Source organism: Paraburkholderia sp. UCT31 (assembly GCF_014397655.1).
In the GTDB taxonomy this organism is placed as follows: Bacteria; Pseudomonadota; Gammaproteobacteria; order Burkholderiales; family Burkholderiaceae; genus Paraburkholderia; species Paraburkholderia tuberum.
Genome location: NZ_VZQP01000007.1, coordinates 41,256 through 56,093 on the forward strand (window position 1 = coordinate 41,256; position 14,838 = coordinate 56,093).

The 14,838-nt window shown below is 64.1% G+C and carries 14 protein-coding genes; 6 read left to right on the forward strand and 8 right to left on the reverse strand.

All coding sequences use genetic code 11. The features are described 5' to 3' along the window. The first annotated feature begins 278 nt into the window (after nt 1-278). The 5 genes from F6X40_RS07210 (at nt 279) to F6X40_RS07230 (ending at nt 4,148) form a co-directional block, all read left to right on the forward strand. Nucleotides 279-1,115 (forward strand): transporter substrate-binding domain-containing protein, encoded by an 837-nt coding sequence (locus F6X40_RS07210; protein WP_187627284.1) that lies wholly within the window; start codon nt 279-281, stop codon nt 1,113-1,115. Nucleotides 1,116-1,166: 51 nt separating this feature from the next. Next, on the forward strand, nt 1,167-1,883 hold the full coding sequence (locus F6X40_RS07215; RefSeq protein ID WP_184067180.1) for an amino acid ABC transporter permease: 717 nt from the start codon (nt 1,167-1,169) through the stop codon (nt 1,881-1,883). 21 nt (nt 1,884-1,904) lie between these two features. Next, a complete protein-coding gene (locus tag F6X40_RS07220) occupies nt 1,905-2,549 on the forward strand; it encodes an amino acid ABC transporter permease (RefSeq protein ID WP_187618948.1) in 645 nt (214 codons plus the stop codon). After that, nucleotides 2,546-3,298 (forward strand): amino acid ABC transporter ATP-binding protein, encoded by a 753-nt coding sequence (locus F6X40_RS07225; RefSeq protein ID WP_090803041.1) that lies wholly within the window; start codon nt 2,546-2,548, stop codon nt 3,296-3,298. Before F6X40_RS07220 ends, F6X40_RS07225 begins: the two co-directional genes overlap by 4 nt. A 100-nt stretch (nt 3,299-3,398) precedes the next feature. Then, nucleotides 3,399-4,148 (forward strand): IclR family transcriptional regulator, encoded by a 750-nt coding sequence (locus F6X40_RS07230; RefSeq protein WP_184067183.1) that lies wholly within the window; start codon nt 3,399-3,401, stop codon nt 4,146-4,148. A gap of 9 nt (nt 4,149-4,157) precedes the next feature. On the opposite strand, the gene F6X40_RS07235 is transcribed toward F6X40_RS07230, so the two are convergent. The 8 genes from F6X40_RS07235 to F6X40_RS07270 form a co-directional block, all read right to left on the reverse strand. Next, a complete protein-coding gene (locus F6X40_RS07235; RefSeq protein ID WP_184034589.1) occupies nt 4,158-5,051 on the reverse strand; it encodes a M48 family metallopeptidase in 894 nt (297 codons plus the stop codon). 48 nt (nt 5,052-5,099) lie between these two features. Beyond that, on the reverse strand, nt 5,100-5,858 hold the full coding sequence (locus F6X40_RS07240) for a lysophospholipid acyltransferase family protein (protein WP_184067186.1): 759 nt from the start codon (nt 5,856-5,858) through the stop codon (nt 5,100-5,102). Nucleotides 5,859-5,897: 39 nt separating this feature from the next. Next, nucleotides 5,898-6,452, reverse strand: a complete 555-nt coding sequence (gene gmhB, locus F6X40_RS07245; protein WP_184034583.1) for a D-glycero-beta-D-manno-heptose 1,7-bisphosphate 7-phosphatase — start codon at nt 6,450-6,452, stop codon at nt 5,898-5,900. Between the two features lie 10 nt (nt 6,453-6,462). Further along, complete coding sequence (gene glyS, locus F6X40_RS07250; protein ID WP_187627285.1) at nt 6,463-8,562, reverse strand: glycine--tRNA ligase subunit beta; 2,100 nt, start codon at nt 8,560-8,562, stop codon at nt 6,463-6,465. A 15-nt stretch (nt 8,563-8,577) separates the two neighbouring features. Next, nucleotides 8,578-9,585, reverse strand: a complete 1,008-nt coding sequence (gene glyQ, locus F6X40_RS07255; protein ID WP_008921090.1) for a glycine--tRNA ligase subunit alpha — start codon at nt 9,583-9,585, stop codon at nt 8,578-8,580. 181 nt (nt 9,586-9,766) lie between these two features. Continuing rightward, the gene (locus F6X40_RS07260; RefSeq protein WP_187627286.1) at nt 9,767-11,377 is read right to left on the reverse strand and encodes an FMN-binding glutamate synthase family protein; all 1,611 of its coding nucleotides are present in this window, start codon (nt 11,375-11,377) and stop codon (nt 9,767-9,769) included. A gap of 262 nt (nt 11,378-11,639) precedes the next feature. Beyond that, nucleotides 11,640-12,893 (reverse strand): tRNA 2-thiouridine(34) synthase MnmA, encoded by a 1,254-nt coding sequence (gene mnmA, locus F6X40_RS07265; protein WP_187627287.1) that lies wholly within the window; start codon nt 12,891-12,893, stop codon nt 11,640-11,642. A 58-nt stretch (nt 12,894-12,951) separates the two neighbouring features. Next, nucleotides 12,952-13,431, reverse strand: coding sequence for an NUDIX hydrolase (locus tag F6X40_RS07270; protein WP_187627288.1), 480 nt, complete (start codon nt 13,429-13,431; stop codon nt 12,952-12,954). 251 nt (nt 13,432-13,682) lie between these two features. Here F6X40_RS07270 and F6X40_RS07275 point away from each other — a divergent pair, with 251 nt between their 5' ends. Further along, on the forward strand, nt 13,683-14,825 hold the full coding sequence (locus tag F6X40_RS07275) for a Re/Si-specific NAD(P)(+) transhydrogenase subunit alpha (protein ID WP_187627289.1): 1,143 nt from the start codon (nt 13,683-13,685) through the stop codon (nt 14,823-14,825). Nucleotides 14,826-14,838: the final 13 nt, after the last annotated feature.

A 14,838-nucleotide genomic window follows, 5' to 3' on the forward strand; every position in this document is an offset into this window, starting at 1 on the left:
GCCCGAAGCCGCGCCGCCCGCCCGGCCCACTGCGGACTCGATGCGCATCGTGGAATTCGATCGGATCTATTTGAACAAAAAAGTATGGGCAATAAGGGTTTGTGTGCGGTTGCCGGTTTGATATTAGTGTCCAACACTCAGCATCAATCCGGTTCGTCAGATAGCAGTCTGATATATCGGACAATCGATGCGTGACCCGGCAATTCGTTGAGCGTGCAGACAGGCGCTGAAGCCGATTCGTCCGCTCCGGACCACTCTTCTCCGCTTAGGACCCTGCCATGAAGCTTGCCAAACGAGGCGCCCAAGCCGCCTTTCTGTTCGCTATTGCTGGATTGCTCGCCATCACCGGCTGCACCAAGGTTGCCACGCCAGGGCAGAGCGCAGCGGCATCCCCCTCGACGCTTCAGGCCGTGCTGCAGCGAGGCACGCTGCGCGTCGGCGACTGCCTGACGTTCGCGCCGTTCGGGTTCTATAACAAGGATGGCCAACCAGACGGCTATGATGTGGACCTCGCGAAGGAACTCGCGAAGCAGATGGGCGTGAAGCTCGAGGTCGTGAATACGACGAGCGCGAACCGGATTCCCAATCTGCAGACCAGCAAAGTGGATGTCGTGTTCTGCAACTTCACGCGTAATCTCGAGCGCGCGAAGGTAATCGAATTCACGACCCCCTACGTGGTTGCCAGCGAAGCACTGCTGGTCAGAAAAAATAGTGGCGTTCAGTCGATCAAGGACATGGGCGGTCGCACGATTGCGACGGTCAAGGGCTCGACCAATGGCGACGAAGTGCGCTCGCTGAATATCCCGATCAAGATCCAGGAATACGACAGCTCGCAGGCCGCGATTCTTGCCGTCAAGCAGGGGCAGGCCGACGCGATGATCGAGGACAACAACTTTCTCGCGTATCAGGCCAAGCTCGATCCTGAACTTGCCGTCACGAACGAAGCGCTGGTCCCGCTCGAATACAACGCGTTCGGTGTGAAGGCCGGCGATCAGGAATGGCTCAACTACCTGAATCTGTTCCTCTTCAACGTCAATGCGTCGAAGCTCAACGCGCAGCTCTACAACAAGTGGTTCGGCACCGATCCGCGCTACCCGCTCAATCCGCAGTTTTGAGGAGCGGGAGATGCCGATATCTATTGAAACCCGAACGATGCGGAGGGTGAGATGAGTTACGAGTGGCTCACTCTGTGGGGCTACGTGCCCGAGTTTTTGAGCGCGAGCTGGCTGACGTTGCAAGTGACCGTGCTGGCATTCGTACTGGCGCTAGTCCTCGGCTTGTTGACCGCGCTTGCCAGCGTTTCTCCGCTCGCGCCATTTCGGTTGATTGCTCGCGGCTACGTTGAAATCATCCGCAACACGCCTGTTCTCCTGCAGATTTTCATCGTTTTCTTCGGTCTGCCGTCGGCGGGTATTTCGCTCGACGCATACTGGGCGGGCGTCATTGCGCTCGGCGTCAACGTCGGTGCTTATCTATCGGAAGTGTTCCGCGCCGGCATACAGTCGGTGCCGCGCGGCCAACTCGAAGCCGCCGGCATTCTCGGTCTCGAACGCGCGCAGATCTTCGTCGAGGTCGTGCTACCGCAGGCGACGCGCGCGGTCTATCCGGCCATCGTCAACTATCTGATCCAGTTGCTGCTCGGTACGTCGCTGCTGTCCGCCATTGCGTTGCCGGAGTTGACCGGCACTGCGACCGTGATCAACTCGCGGACGCTTCTCTACCTTCAGACGTTCAGCGTGACGCTCGTCGCGTATCTCGTGCTCAGTAACGTACTGTCCTGGCTTGCGGGCCAGCTCGGAGCGCGGATCTTTCATCCTCCCCTCGTCATGCCGGCGCGCACCGGTTTCCGGACCGGCTTTATGCGCCGGACGAAACGGGCCTGATTCCCGGATTGGAGTTGGATCATGTCAGTCGAATTGCTGAAAACCAGTTTCTCCATCCTGCTGCAGGGTCTGGTGACGACGCTGTTGCTTTCCATTGCGTCCATCGTGGGCAGCACGCTGATCGGCCTGTTCGCCGCGGTCTTGCGGTCGTTCGGACCGTGGGGCACAGCCCGCATTGCCAGACTCTATACGGAGCTGTTTCGCGGCACGCCGGTACTCATCACCCTGATGTTCATCTATTTCGGCGTGTCGTACTTCGGTTACGCGATCGACGTCTTCGCAGCCGGCGTCATCGGCTTGAGCGTCTATCAGGGCGCCTACATCGCCGAAATCTTCCGCTCAGGGATCGAGGCGGTACCCAAAGGTCAATGGGAGGTATCTCAGATCCTCGGCCTCACGCGGGCTCAGTCGTTCTCGTTCGTCGTGCTGCCTCAGACGGGAAAGATCGTGTTGCCGCCTCTCGTCGGTCAGTATCTGTCGCTCATCAAGGACACGTCGATCGTCAGCATGATCGGAATGTCCGAGTTGATGCATGGTGGCCAGGCCATCGTCGACCGGGTCGGAAAGCCCGTGGAAATCTACGGACTCGTCGCCCTCATTTACTTCGCCGTGTGCTTCCCGCTCTCGCAATGGGTGCGCCACCATGACCGCAGGAGATTGTCGTGAGTAACCAAAGCCAAATCAGACCCATCATTTCACTGACGGGCGTCAGCAAAGCATTCGGTTCGACTCGGGTGTTGAACGAAATCAATCTCGAGGTTCGCTCGGGCGAGGTGCTGGTGCTCATTGGCGCGTCCGGCTCGGGTAAGAGCACCGTCTTGCGAATCATGGCGGGATTGGAGACCACCGATTCCGGCGAGGTCTGGGTCAACGATGTGCCCATGCATGATCCGCGCCGGGCGCGAGAGATTCGTGGCCATGTCGGCATGGTCTTCCAGCAGTTCAATCTGTTTCCTCACAAGACCGCGCTCGGCAATGTCACGCTCGCGCTTATCAAGGCACGCCGCATGAGTCCGGACGACGCGCGCAAGCGCGCCATGGAGACACTCGACCGCGTCGGGCTCGCGGACCGCGCGGCACACTATCCAAGCCAGTTGTCGGGCGGTCAGCAGCAACGCGTGGCGATTGCGCGAGCGCTCGCGGTCGAGCCCGGCATCATGTTCTTCGACGAGGCGACGTCCGCGCTGGATCCGGAGCTGGTCGGCGAGGTCACCGAGGTGATGCGTGGGCTCGCGCGCGACGGCATGACGATGGTCGTCGTCACGCATGAAATGGGCTTTGCCCGCAAGACCGCCGACCGCGTCGTCTTCATGGACAAGGGCGTTATCGCCGAGCAGGGCGATCCGGAACAGATCTTCGTCAATCCCGCGAACGAACGCACGCGGCAATTTCTGCACAGAGTCCTCGACCATTGATCTGTCGTGGCCTGAAAGTCGCTTTCGCGGGTCTGCCGCACGATAAACTCACGTCGCTTGAAAGACAACCGGTCGGATGAACGCTTTACGGAGTGAACGCATGGCTGTAACCGAATCGTCTCGGGCGAGAGGCGTGGATCGCGTCATCGCGATGTTCCGGCAATTGCACGTCGCCCAACGCCCGCTGACCATGCGCGAATTAATCGAGGCGACCGGCGCGCCGCGTTCGAGCATTTACGAGCTGGTCGCGATTCTCGCGGAAGTGGGCTGGCTCGAGACGGCCGCGGACGGGAGCGTGTTCTTCGGGCGCGAGATGCACTACTACGGGTCCGACTATGCAACGCACAACGATCTGATTAGCCGCGCGCATCAATCCATTCTGGCATTGGTACGGAAGTACGACGAGACCACGCAGCTGTGCATGCTGGAAGGCAACAAGTACACGGTCGTGTTATCCGAGAACAGTGCCCGGCCATTCAACATCAGTTCGGACATCGGCGTGAGAGTGCCGATTCCGTGGACCGCCACGGGACGTCTGCTGCTAGGTCACCTGAATGCCGACGAGATTCGCGCGCTCATTCCGGCCGAAGATTTCATCCTCGACAACGGGGTGAATATCGAATTCGACGAATTCCTGAACGACGTGCAGGCCGCAAAAGAACGAGGCTACTGCTGCACCGAAGGACTCTCGAATGCGTTCAGGCTTTGTATGGCAGCGCCGATTCGCGACCGTGCGGGACTGCCGATTGCGGCGCTGTGTTTCATGACCGGCCGCGACACGAGCCCGGACAGGCGCGGCGTGATGCTCGACGATCTGTTGCAGTCCGCGAAAGCGCTCTCGCATAGATAGCACCCGGCCTCAAAGCGTCGGCAACAGCTCCGGCGGATGAGACTTCAGTGTCTGCCGCGCCTCGCGAAATTCCGGAAAAATCGATTCGACCGTCTGCCAGAAGCGCGGACTGTGATTCATCTCGCGCAGATGCGACAGCTCGTGCGCGACGACGTAGTCGATGATCGACAGCGGAAAGTGGATGAGCCGCCAGTTCAGGCGGATTTTGCCGTCGCTCGAACAACTGCCCCAGCGCGTCGCCGCCGAAGACAAGGCATACGCGCGATAGTTGACGCCCAGCTTCTGCGCGTAGATCGCCAGACGCTCGCCGAACAGCCGCTTCGCTTCTCCTTGCAGCCAGCCCTGCACGCGATCCTTGATCTGCTGCGGGTCGGCTTGCAACGGCAGCGGCAATTGCAGCGCGCCGTGCTCGGCGCTGAACGCGAGCATGCCTTGCGGCGCGCCGAGCGTCACGCGCACCGGCTGACCGAGGTAGGGTACTTCGGCGCCGTCTTGCCAGTCGATCTTCGGTAATGCACGCTGCTCGACGCGCGTTTGCCATTCGATCAGCTTCGTAAAAATCCAACGCTGTTTTTCGGTGATCGCGGTTTCGATATCGGCGAGCGTGACCCAGCGCGGCGCGGTGATCGTGAGGCCGGTGCTGTCGATCGCAAAGCCGATCGAGCGGCGCGCGGAACGCTTGAGCGCGTAATGCAGCGTGCGTGAACCGATGGCGAGACTGCGCAGCTTGCTGCCGTCCGGCGCGAGCGGCGCGACGGGCGGCCGGGCCGGCGCTGAGCCAGATGAACCCGGCGCGGAAGGTGAAGGAGACGACGACGTCGACCCCGGCTCGGCGAAGAGCGGGAGATCGAGCTGCCGGTTTTCGAGCGCCGCGGCGGGCTGCGGCGTAGGAGACTTCTGCATCGGCTTCGCTTCGCGCAATACGCCTTCGGAGTTCGAGGGCGTGGCGCGTCAGATGGGCGCGGCGGCGGAATCGTTAGCCGCCGCGCTGTAGGCAGTCGGATCGATGCGGCGCATTTCGGCTTCGATCCACTGTTCGACGCGCGTGTTCACTTCGTCGGGCGTGAGCCCCGTCGTGTCGATCGGCTTGCCAATCGACACCGTGACTATACCCGGATATTTAAGAAACGAGTTGCGCGGCCACACGCGGCCCGCGTTGTGCGCGATCGGCACGACGGGGGCACCGCTCGCGATCGCGAAGCGCGCGCCGCCGGTCTTGTACTTGCCCTGCTTGCCGGTCGGCGTGCGCGTGCCTTCCGGAAACATGATGACCCATGCGCCTTCGGCCATGCGGGCCTTGCCCTGGTTCGTGACCGATTTGAACGCGTATTTGCCTTCCTTGCGGTTGATGTGAACCATCTTCAGCATGCCGAGCGCCCAGCCGAAGAACGGCACATACAAGAGCTCGCGCTTGAACACGTAGCACAGCGGGCGCGGCATGAGCGCCGGAAACGCGAGCGTTTCCCACGCCGACTGATGCTTCGACAGCAGCACGGCCGGGCCGTTGGGCAGATTCTCGAAACCTTCGATGCGGTAGCGGATGCCGTTCAGGTAGCGCACCGTCCACAGCGTCAGACGACACCAGCCGGCCGCCATCCAGTAGCGGTTTTCCGCGCGCAGGAACGGAAACGCGATGAAGCACGCGGTCGCGTACGGCACCGTGAACACAACGAAATAAATCAGCAGCAGCAGGGAACGGATAAAGCGCATCGGCGTGGTCGGTGGGGGGTGGGAGCGCGGTGCGCGCGTTTATTCCTGAGCGTCGGCGAGAAAGTCGAGCGCGAACGCGCGCAGGTCGTCGTGCACGATCGTGCCTTCGGGCAAGCCGCCCGCGGCGAGGGTCTTGCGGCCCTTGCCGGTCAGCACCAGATGCACCGGGTGACCGAGCGCAGCGCCCGCCTGCAGATCGCGCAGAGAATCGCCGACCGTCGGCGTATGCGCCGGATCGACCTCGAATCGCTCGGTGATCATCTTCAGCATGCCGGGCTTCGGCTTGCGGCATTCGCATTGATCTTCCGCCGTGTGCGGACAGAAGAACACCGCTTCGATGCGCGCGCCGACCGCTGCCGCCATCCGGTGCATCTTCAGATGCATCGCGTTCAACGCATCCATGTCGAACAGACCGCGGCCGATGCCCGACTGGTTCGTCGCGATTGCGACGCGATAGCCGGCCTGGTTCAGGCGTGCGATCGCTTCCAGCGAGCCGGGCAGCGGGACCCATTCGTCCGGCGACTTGATGAACGCGTCGGAGTCGACGTTGATCACACCGTCGCGGTCGAGGATCACCACTTTCTTGATCGGCATGGCGCGGTGCTCAGGCGGCGAGTCGGGAAATGTCGGCGACGCAGTTCATCTGCTGATGCAGCGCGCCGAGCAGAGCCAGACGGTTCGCGCGCAACGCGGGGTCTTCGGCGTTGACCATCACGTCGTTGAAGAACGTGTCCACCGGCTCGCGCAGCGCGGCCAGCGCCGTCAGCGCGCCGGTGTAGTCGCGCACGGCCAGTTGCGATTGCACACGCGGCGTGACCTGTTCGAGCTGCGCGTTGAGCGCCTTCTCCGCTGCCTCGGTGAGCAAGCTGGGCTGCACGCCGCCATTCGTCACGCCTTCCGACTTCTTCAGGATGTTCGAGATACGCTTGTTGGCCGCCGCGAGCGACGCCGCTTCGGCGAGCGACGCGAACTCGCGCACCGCGTCGAGGCGCGCGACGAGGTCGTCGAGCCGCGTCGGGTTCAGCGCGAGCACCGCGTCGATTTCGCCGGCCGCGTAGCCGCGTTCGCGCAGCAGGCCGCGCAGGCGGTCCATGCTGAATTCGTAGATCGCGTCGGTCGAATCGGCGACGTTCGGCACGCCGGCGAATTGCGCATAAGCGATGCGCAGCAGCTCGACGAAGTCGACGTTCAACTGTTTCTCGACCAGAATGCGCAGCACGCCGAGCGCATGACGGCGCAGCGCGAACGGGTCTTTCTCGCCGGTGGGCTGCAGGCCGATGCCCCAGATGCCGACCAGCGTTTCGAGCTTGTCGGCGAGCGCGACGACGGTGCCGGTCGCAGTGGTGGGCAGTGCGTCGCCCGAGAAGCGCGGCTGGTAGTGTTCCGAGCATGCGAGCGCGACTTCTTCCGGCTCGCCGTCGTGGCGCGCGTAGTACGTGCCCATCGTGCCTTGCAGCTCGGGGAATTCGCCGACCATGTCGGTGATCAGGTCGGCTTTCGCGAGGCGCGCGGCGCGCGTCGCGAGCGCGACGTTGGCGCCGGTCAGTGCGGCGATCGCGCCGGCCAGCCCTTCGAGCCGCTCCACCCGTTGCAGCGCCGAGCCGAGCTTGTTGTGATAAACGACGTTCGCGAGCAGTGGCACGCGATCCGCGAGCGGCTTCTTCTTGTCTTGCGTGAAGAAGAACTTCGCATCGGCGAGACGCGGTCGCACCACGCGCTCATTGCCTTCGACGATCTCGACCGGCGTCGCCGTCTCGATGTTCGACACGATCAGGAAGCGCGAGCGCAGCTTGCCGTTCGCATCGGTCAGCGCGAAGTACTTCTGGTTCGTCTGCATCGTCAGGATCAGGCATTCCTGCGGCACTTGCAGGAATTCGTCCTCGAAGCGGCACTCATAGACAACCGGCCATTCGACCAGCGACGTCACTTCGTCGAGCAGCGCTTCGGGCATCACGACCTTGTCGTCACCGGCTTGCGCGAGCAGTTGCGAGCGGATCGCTTCCTTGCGCTTCGCGAAGCTCGCGATCACGCGGCCTCTGTGTTCGAGCGTTTCGGCATACGACTGCGCATGCTGGATCTGCACGAAGCCTTCGGACAGGAAGCGGTGGCCGAGCGTGGTGTCGTCGGCGTCGATGCCGAGCACGCTGACCGGCACGACCTCTTCGCCGTGCAGCGTGGTCAGTCGATGCACCGGGCGCACGAACTGCACGCTCGAACCGTCCGGGCGCTGATACGTCATCGGCTTTGCGATCGGCAGCTTCGCGAGCGTTTCGTCGAGCGCGCCTTGCAGGCCGTCGGCGAGCGTCGCGCCCGGCGCCGCGTAGCGCAGGAAGAACGCTTCGGCTTTACCGTCCTGGGCGCGTTCGAGGTCGTTCACCGTGAAGTCGGGGAAGCCGAGCGCGGCGAGTTTCTTCGCGAGCGGCGCGGTGGGCCGGCCGTCTTTATCGAGCGCGACGGAAACCGGCAGCACTTTTTCGCGCACGTGTTTTTCCGGCGCGAGCGCGCGCACGTTGTGAATCGTCACCGCGAGACGACGCGGCGTAGCAAAGCGTTCGAACGACGGCTCGCCTTCGATCAGGTCGCGCGCCGCGAGGCGCTGCGCAATACCTTCGGCGAAGGCGTCGCCGAGACGGGCGAGCGCCTTCGGCGGCAGTTCTTCGGTCAGCAGCTCGACGAGCAGGGTAGCGTGTTGAGATTGAGTCATTGGTTGAAGTTCTCGTCAGTCCTGGTCGATCTTGCGTTCGACTTTCAGCGGCGGCGCCCACGCGGGCATCGCGGCTTCCTGCTCGTCGGTGGTGAGGCCGGGCACACCGTGCACCGGATTGCCGAGCATCGGGAAGCCGAGCTTTTCGCGCGAGTCGTAGTAGGCCTGCGCGACCAGACGCGACAGCGCGCGAATCCGGCCGATGTATGCCGCGCGTTCCGTGACCGAAATCGCGCCGCGCGCGTCGAGCAGGTTGAACGTGTGGCCGGCCTTCAGCACGAGCTCATAGGCGGGCAGCGCGATCTGTGCATCGATCATGCGCTTCGCTTCCGCTTCGTAGCTGTTGAAGAACGTGAACAGCAGATCGACGTTCGCGTGCTCGAAGTTGTAGGTGGACTGCTCGACCTCGTTCTGGTGATACACGTCGCCGTAGGTCAGGCGGCGCAGTTCGGGGCCGTTCGGGCCTTGTTCTTCCCACTCGGTCCAGACGAGGTCGTAGACGTTCTCTACCTTCTGCAGATACATCGCGAGGCGCTCGAGACCGTAGGTGATTTCGCCGAGCACCGGCTTGCAGTCGAGACCGCCGACCTGCTGGAAGTACGTGAACTGCGTCACTTCCATGCCGTTCAGCCACACTTCCCAGCCCAGCCCCCATGCGCCGAGCGTCGGGTTTTCCCAGTCGTCCTCGACGAAACGCACGTCGTTCTGCTTCAGGTCGAAGCCGAGCGCTTCGAGCGAGCCGAGGTACAGGTCGAGAATGTTTTCCGGCGCGGGCTTGAGCACCACCTGATACTGGTAGTAGTGCTGCAGACGGTTCGGGTTCTCGCCGTAGCGGCCATCTTTCGGGCGGCGCGACGGCTGCACGTAGGCGGCGCGCCACGGCTCGGGGCCGATCGCGCGCAGGAACGTATGGACGTGGGACGTGCCCGCGCCGACCTCCATGTCGATCGGCTGGAGCAACGCGCAGCCCTGCTTGTCCCAGTAGGACTGCAAGGTCAGGATGATTTGCTGAAACGTGAGCATGAAGTGCCTTTCGGGCATGGGGCCATGCCGCGTGCGCCTAAGCGCGCGAGGGGGCCGTGGAGCGAAGTGCTAAACCGGAGATTTTAACGGAAAGGAAGGGGGGCGGCCCGTTTTGCGGGGTCGGACGGGCCGCGATGCGGTTTTTGGGCGACAGGCGACGCGGCAAGGGCCGCGCGCACGTTCAGCTCGCCGCCAGCTCCGCCTTCGGCGAGAACGAATCGCTTTGCGCGATCGGCCAGTACGTCTCGAACAGGGTATAGCGATAGTTGCCGTTGAGCAGGTCGTTCGGTTCGAGATATTTGAGCAGATCCGACATCAGCCGCACCTCATGCGAGGACACGCGCCGCACGATGTGATGCGCGCGCAACTCAGCCGGATGCCGGAGCCCGGCGGCCTGGATGATTTCCTGCAACGCGTGCAGCGTGTTGTGGTGGAAGTTGAACACGCGATCGGCCTTGTCCGGCACCACCAGCGCGCGCTGGCGCACCGGGTCCTGGGTCGCGACGCCGGTCGGGCAGCGGCCGGTATGGCAGGTCTGCGCCTGGATGCAGCCGACCGCGAACATGAAGCCGCGCGCCGCGTTGACCCAGTCCGCGCCGATCGCGAGCGTCTTCGCGATATCGAACGCGGTGATCATCTTGCCGCTCGCGCCGATGCGGATGCGTTGCCGCAGACCGATGCCGACCAGCGTGTTGTGCACGAGCAGCAGCCCCTCCTGCAACGGCACGCCGACGTGATCGGTGAATTCGAGCGGTGCCGCGCCGGTGCCGCCTTCCGCGCCGTCCACGACGATGAAGTCCGGCAGAATGCCCGTTTCCAGCATCGCCTTCGCGATACCGAAGAATTCCCACGGATGCCCGATGCACAGCTTGAAGCCGGTCGGCTTGCCGCCCGACAGCGTGCGCAGCTGCTCGACGAATTCGAGCAGCTCGCGCGGCGTCGAGAACTCGGAGTGCGTCGCCGGCGAGATGCAGTCGCGGCCCATCGGCACGCCACGCGTTTCGGCGATTTCGGGTGTGATCTTCGCGGCCGGCAGCACGCCGCCGTGACCCGGCTTCGCGCCTTGCGACAGCTTCACCTCGATCATCTTCACCTGCGGTTCGGCGGCCTGCTTCGCGAACTTCCCGGCGTTGAAGGTGCCGTCGTCGTTACGGCATCCAAAATAACCGGACCCGATTTCCCAGATGATGTCGCCGCCATGTTCGCGGTGATACTTCGACATCGAGCCTTCGCCGGTGTCGTGCGCGAAGTTGCCTTTCTTCGCGCCGAGATTCAGCGCCATGATCGCGTTGGCCGACAGCGAGCCGAAGCTCATCGCCGATACGTTGAAGATCGACATCGAATATGGCTGCGCGCGATCGGGTCCGACGACGACGCGAAAGTCGTGGCCATCGAGCGTGGTCGGCACGAGCGAGTGGCTGATCCACTCGTGCGCGAGTGCCTTCACGTCGATCCGCGTGCCGTACGGGCGGCTGTCCACGTCGTTCTTCGCGCGCTGATAGACGATGCTGCGTTGCGCGCGCGAGAACGGCTTCTCGTCGGTATCGTCTTCGACGAAATACTGACGGATCTCCGGGCGGATGGATTCGAAAATGAAACGCAGGTGGCCCCACAGCGGGTAATTGCGCAGGATTGCATGGCGCTGTTGGCTCAGGTCGAACACGCCGAGCGCGACGAGCGCGGCCGGCACGAGGATCCAGAACCATGACAGGTGATGCGTCGCGGCGAGCGCGGCACATACCGCGGTGAGGGCGATTGCGCACCACATGGCCAGATAGCGTTGAGAAAACATGGGGACTCCAGTGCAGTGAAGATCATTGCGGCGGCATCGTCCGCACGGGGGTGCGGGCGGTATCGGTCGCGAGGGAAAACTGGCGGTTGCGGGTCACGGTGCGACGCGGACCGGCGAAGCCCGAAGATAAGGCCTGCGAATGGAAGCCAAGCGTCGCACGCGAAGGTGAAGTGTGTGTGAATGCGCCAGGCGGGGGAAACATGGTGAACGGCGCGAACCTGCCGGAATGGTACGACACGCCGCGCCCGCCGTTATGCATCGCTCAACGCGCGCCGAGCAGAGCCGCTTGTTGCCGCGGGGTTTGCGGCTCGTCCTGCGCCTGGCCTTGCGGCTGCTTTGGCTTGTGCGCCTGCTTGCGACGCTGCGCGCGGGTTTGCTTCGGCGCCTGATCCTGCGGCAGCTCGGCCGGTTGCCCGGTCATCGCGCGTTCGATGACGCCGCCGCCGAGGCACACGTCGCCGTCATACAGCACCGCCGATTGGCCCGGCGTGACGGCCCATTGCGCGGCGCCGAAGCTCAGTTCGAAGAGGCCTTGGCCCGAACCGCCTCCCGCCGAGGCGTTGAACGTGCACGCCGCGTCGGCCTGCCGGTAGCGCGTCTTCGCGCCGCACGCGAAGCCGTCGGCCGGCGGCTCGCCCGCGACCCAGCTCGTGTTGCCCGCCGACAGCGTATGGCACAGCAGCCACGGATGGTCGTGTCCCTGCGCGACGTACAGCGTATTCGTCGGAATATCCTTGCCGGCGGCGAACCAGGGCTCGCCGCTGCCGTCCTTGCTGCCGCCGAGACCGATGCCCTTGCGCTGGCCGAACGTGTAGAACGCGAGGCCGATGTGCTCGCCGACGATCTTGCCGTCGGTGGTCTTCATCGGGCCCGGCCTGGTCGGCAGATAGCGGTTCAGGAAGTCGCGGAAAGGCCGCTCGCCGATGAAGCAGATGCCGGTCGAATCCTTCTTCTTCGCGTTCGGCAGGCCGATCTGCGCGGCGATCTCGCGCACTTTCGTCTTGGGAATTTCGCCGAGCGGGAACAGTGTTTTCGACAGCTGCGCCTGGTTCAGCCGGTGCAGGAAGTACGACTGGTCCTTGGTATGGTCGAGCGCCTTCAGCAGCTCGAAGCGGTCATCGTTCTCGCGCACGCGCGCGTAGTGGCCGGTCGCGATCGTTTCCGCGCCGAGCGACATCGCGTGATCGAGGAAGGCCTTGAACTTGATCTCGGCGTTGCACAGCACGTCCGGATTCGGCGTGCGGCCGGCCGAATATTCGCGCAGGAATTCGGCGAACACGCGGTCCTTGTACTCGGCCGCGAAGTTGACCGCCTCGACGTCGATGCCGATCAGGTCCGCCACCGACACCACGTCGATCCAGTCCTGGCGCGTCGAGCAGTATTCGCTGTCGTCGTCGTCTTCCCAGTTCTTCATGAACAGGCCGACCACGTCGTAGCCCTGTTCCTTTAGCAGCCACGCGGTGACCGACGAATCGACGCCGCCCGACATGCCTACTACGACTTTGCGCTTGCTCATAAGGTACTCACTGGGTGCTGCATGACTGCATGGATCTATGGGGCCGCTCGTGACGGCCTTATTGCTTCGGCGCAACCGAATGCGTATGGACGACGTCGAGCGGGAAACGCCGGCCGGCCAGGTAATCGTCGATGCACTGCATCACGAGCGGCGTGCGATGCCGCTCGGGGCAGGCGCGCAACTCATCGGCGCTCATCCACAGCGTGCGGACGATGTCGGGATCGAGCGAACTCGCCGGGTCCGGTTCGCCGCCCGCGCCGCAATAGGTGAAGCGCAGGTACGTGGTGCCCGCGCGGTCCGGCTGCTCGAAGTGGGTCATGTACATGCCGACGAGCGCCTCGGGCGCGAACGGATGCGCGGTTTCCTCGAACGTTTCGCGGACCACCGCTTCCAGCAGCGTTTCGCCCGCCTCGAGGTGGCCGGCGGGCTGGTTCAGGCGCAGGCCGGCGGCAGTGTGTTCCTCGACTAGCAGGAAGCGCCCGTCACGCTCGACGATCGCCGCGACGGTCACGTGCGGCCGCCAGGTTTCCGGTTTCATGGGTGCGCATTTTACCGGTTATGCGCGCCGGCTGCCTGGTGACCGCTGGCAGCCGGTTTGCAGCATGTTCGAGGTGGAATCGCGACCGATCCGTAACAGTTTGGCGGTCTGCCGCGCATTCGCATCGACCCCGATATTTGTGATGTGGCGGTTTCCGGTTAAAGTGGGGCCTGCGTTAGCCGTTGCATGTGCAAGCCGGCGAGCCTCGTCGGCAGATCTGTCGTCAAACAGGAAGTCGAGGAGGAACAACGATGCACATCGGAGTGCCAGCCGAGACGCGCGCGCATGAAACCCGCGTTGCCGCGACGCCCGAGACGGTCAGGAAGTACGTGGCGCAAGGCCACCGGGTCACGCTCCAGAGCGGCGCCGGCGCCGGCGCGAGCTTTCCCGATGACGCCTATACGGCCGTGGGCGCGGAAATCGTCGATGCCGCCACTGCATTCGGCGCAGATCTCGTCCTCAAAGTCCAATCCCCCACCGATTCCGAACTGCCGCTGCTCAAGCTCGGCGCGACGCTCGTCGGCATGCTCGATCCGTTCAACGCCGACAACGCGGGCAAGCTCGCCGCGGCCGGCGTCACCGCGTTCGCGCTCGAAGCCGCGCCTCGCACCACGCGCGCGCAAAGCCTCGACGTGCTGTCGTCGCAGGCGAACATCGCCGGCTACAAGGCGGTGCTGCTCGCGGCGACGCTCTATCCGCGCTTCATGCCGATGCTGATGACCGCGGCCGGCACCGTGAAGGCCGCGCGCGTGCTGATTCTCGGCGCGGGCGTGGCTGGCCTGCAGGCGATCGCCACCGCGAAGCGCCTCGGCGCCGTGCTGGAGGCGTCCGACGTGCGCCCGGCCGTCAAGGAGCAGATCGAGTCGCTCGGCGCGAAGTTTCTCGACGTGCCCTACGAGACCGACGAGGAGCGCGAGGCCGCGCAAGGCGTGGGCGGCTATGCACGGCCGATGCCGCCGTCGTGGCTCGCGCGCCAGTCGGCGCTCGTGCACGAGCGCGCGAAGCAGGCCGACGTGGTGATCTCGACCGCATTGATTCCAGGCCGCCCCGCGCCGACGCTGCTGTCGGTCGAAACCGTGCAGGCGATGAAACCGGGCTCGGTGCTCGTCGACCTCGCGGCCGGCCGCGGCCCCGAAGTCGACGGCCGGCGCGGCGGCAATTGTCCGCTGACCGAGGCGGACCAGGTGGTGGTGCGCTATGGCGTGCAGATCGTCGGCTATACGAATCTCGCCGCGATGGTGCCCGCTGACGCGTCGTCGCTGTACGCGCGCAACGTGCTCGACTTCCTGAAGCTGATTATCGCCAAGGAAGGTACGCTGAACATCGATCTCGCGGACGACATCGTCGCGGCCACGCTGCTGGCTCGCGACGGCCAGGTCACGCGCAACGCATAGGGGGAAGCCGAAG

Coding starts and splice junctions, on each gene's coding strand:
- F6X40_RS07210 (WP_187627284.1), top strand. CDS start 279: ATGAAGCTTGCCAAACGAGGCGCCCAAGCCGCCTTTCTGTTCGCTATT.
- F6X40_RS07215 (WP_184067180.1), top strand. CDS start 1,167: ATGAGTTACGAGTGGCTCACTCTGTGGGGCTACGTGCCCGAGTTTTTG.
- F6X40_RS07220 (WP_187618948.1), top strand. CDS start 1,905: ATGTCAGTCGAATTGCTGAAAACCAGTTTCTCCATCCTGCTGCAGGGT.
- F6X40_RS07230 (WP_184067183.1), top strand. CDS start 3,399: ATGGCTGTAACCGAATCGTCTCGGGCGAGAGGCGTGGATCGCGTCATC.
- F6X40_RS07235 (WP_184034589.1), bottom strand. CDS start 5,051: ATGCAGAAGTCTCCTACGCCGCAGCCCGCCGCGGCGCTCGAAAACCGG.
- F6X40_RS07240 (WP_184067186.1), bottom strand. CDS start 5,858: ATGCGCTTTATCCGTTCCCTGCTGCTGCTGATTTATTTCGTTGTGTTC.
- gmhB (WP_184034583.1), bottom strand. CDS start 6,452: ATGCCGATCAAGAAAGTGGTGATCCTCGACCGCGACGGTGTGATCAAC.
- glyS (WP_187627285.1), bottom strand. CDS start 8,562: ATGACTCAATCTCAACACGCTACCCTGCTCGTCGAGCTGCTGACCGAA.
- glyQ (WP_008921090.1), bottom strand. CDS start 9,585: ATGCTCACGTTTCAGCAAATCATCCTGACCTTGCAGTCCTACTGGGAC.
- F6X40_RS07260 (WP_187627286.1), bottom strand. CDS start 11,377: ATGTTTTCTCAACGCTATCTGGCCATGTGGTGCGCAATCGCCCTCACC.
- mnmA (WP_187627287.1), bottom strand. CDS start 12,893: ATGAGCAAGCGCAAAGTCGTAGTAGGCATGTCGGGCGGCGTCGATTCG.
- F6X40_RS07270 (WP_187627288.1), bottom strand. CDS start 13,431: ATGAAACCGGAAACCTGGCGGCCGCACGTGACCGTCGCGGCGATCGTC.
- F6X40_RS07275 (WP_187627289.1), top strand. CDS start 13,683: ATGCACATCGGAGTGCCAGCCGAGACGCGCGCGCATGAAACCCGCGTT.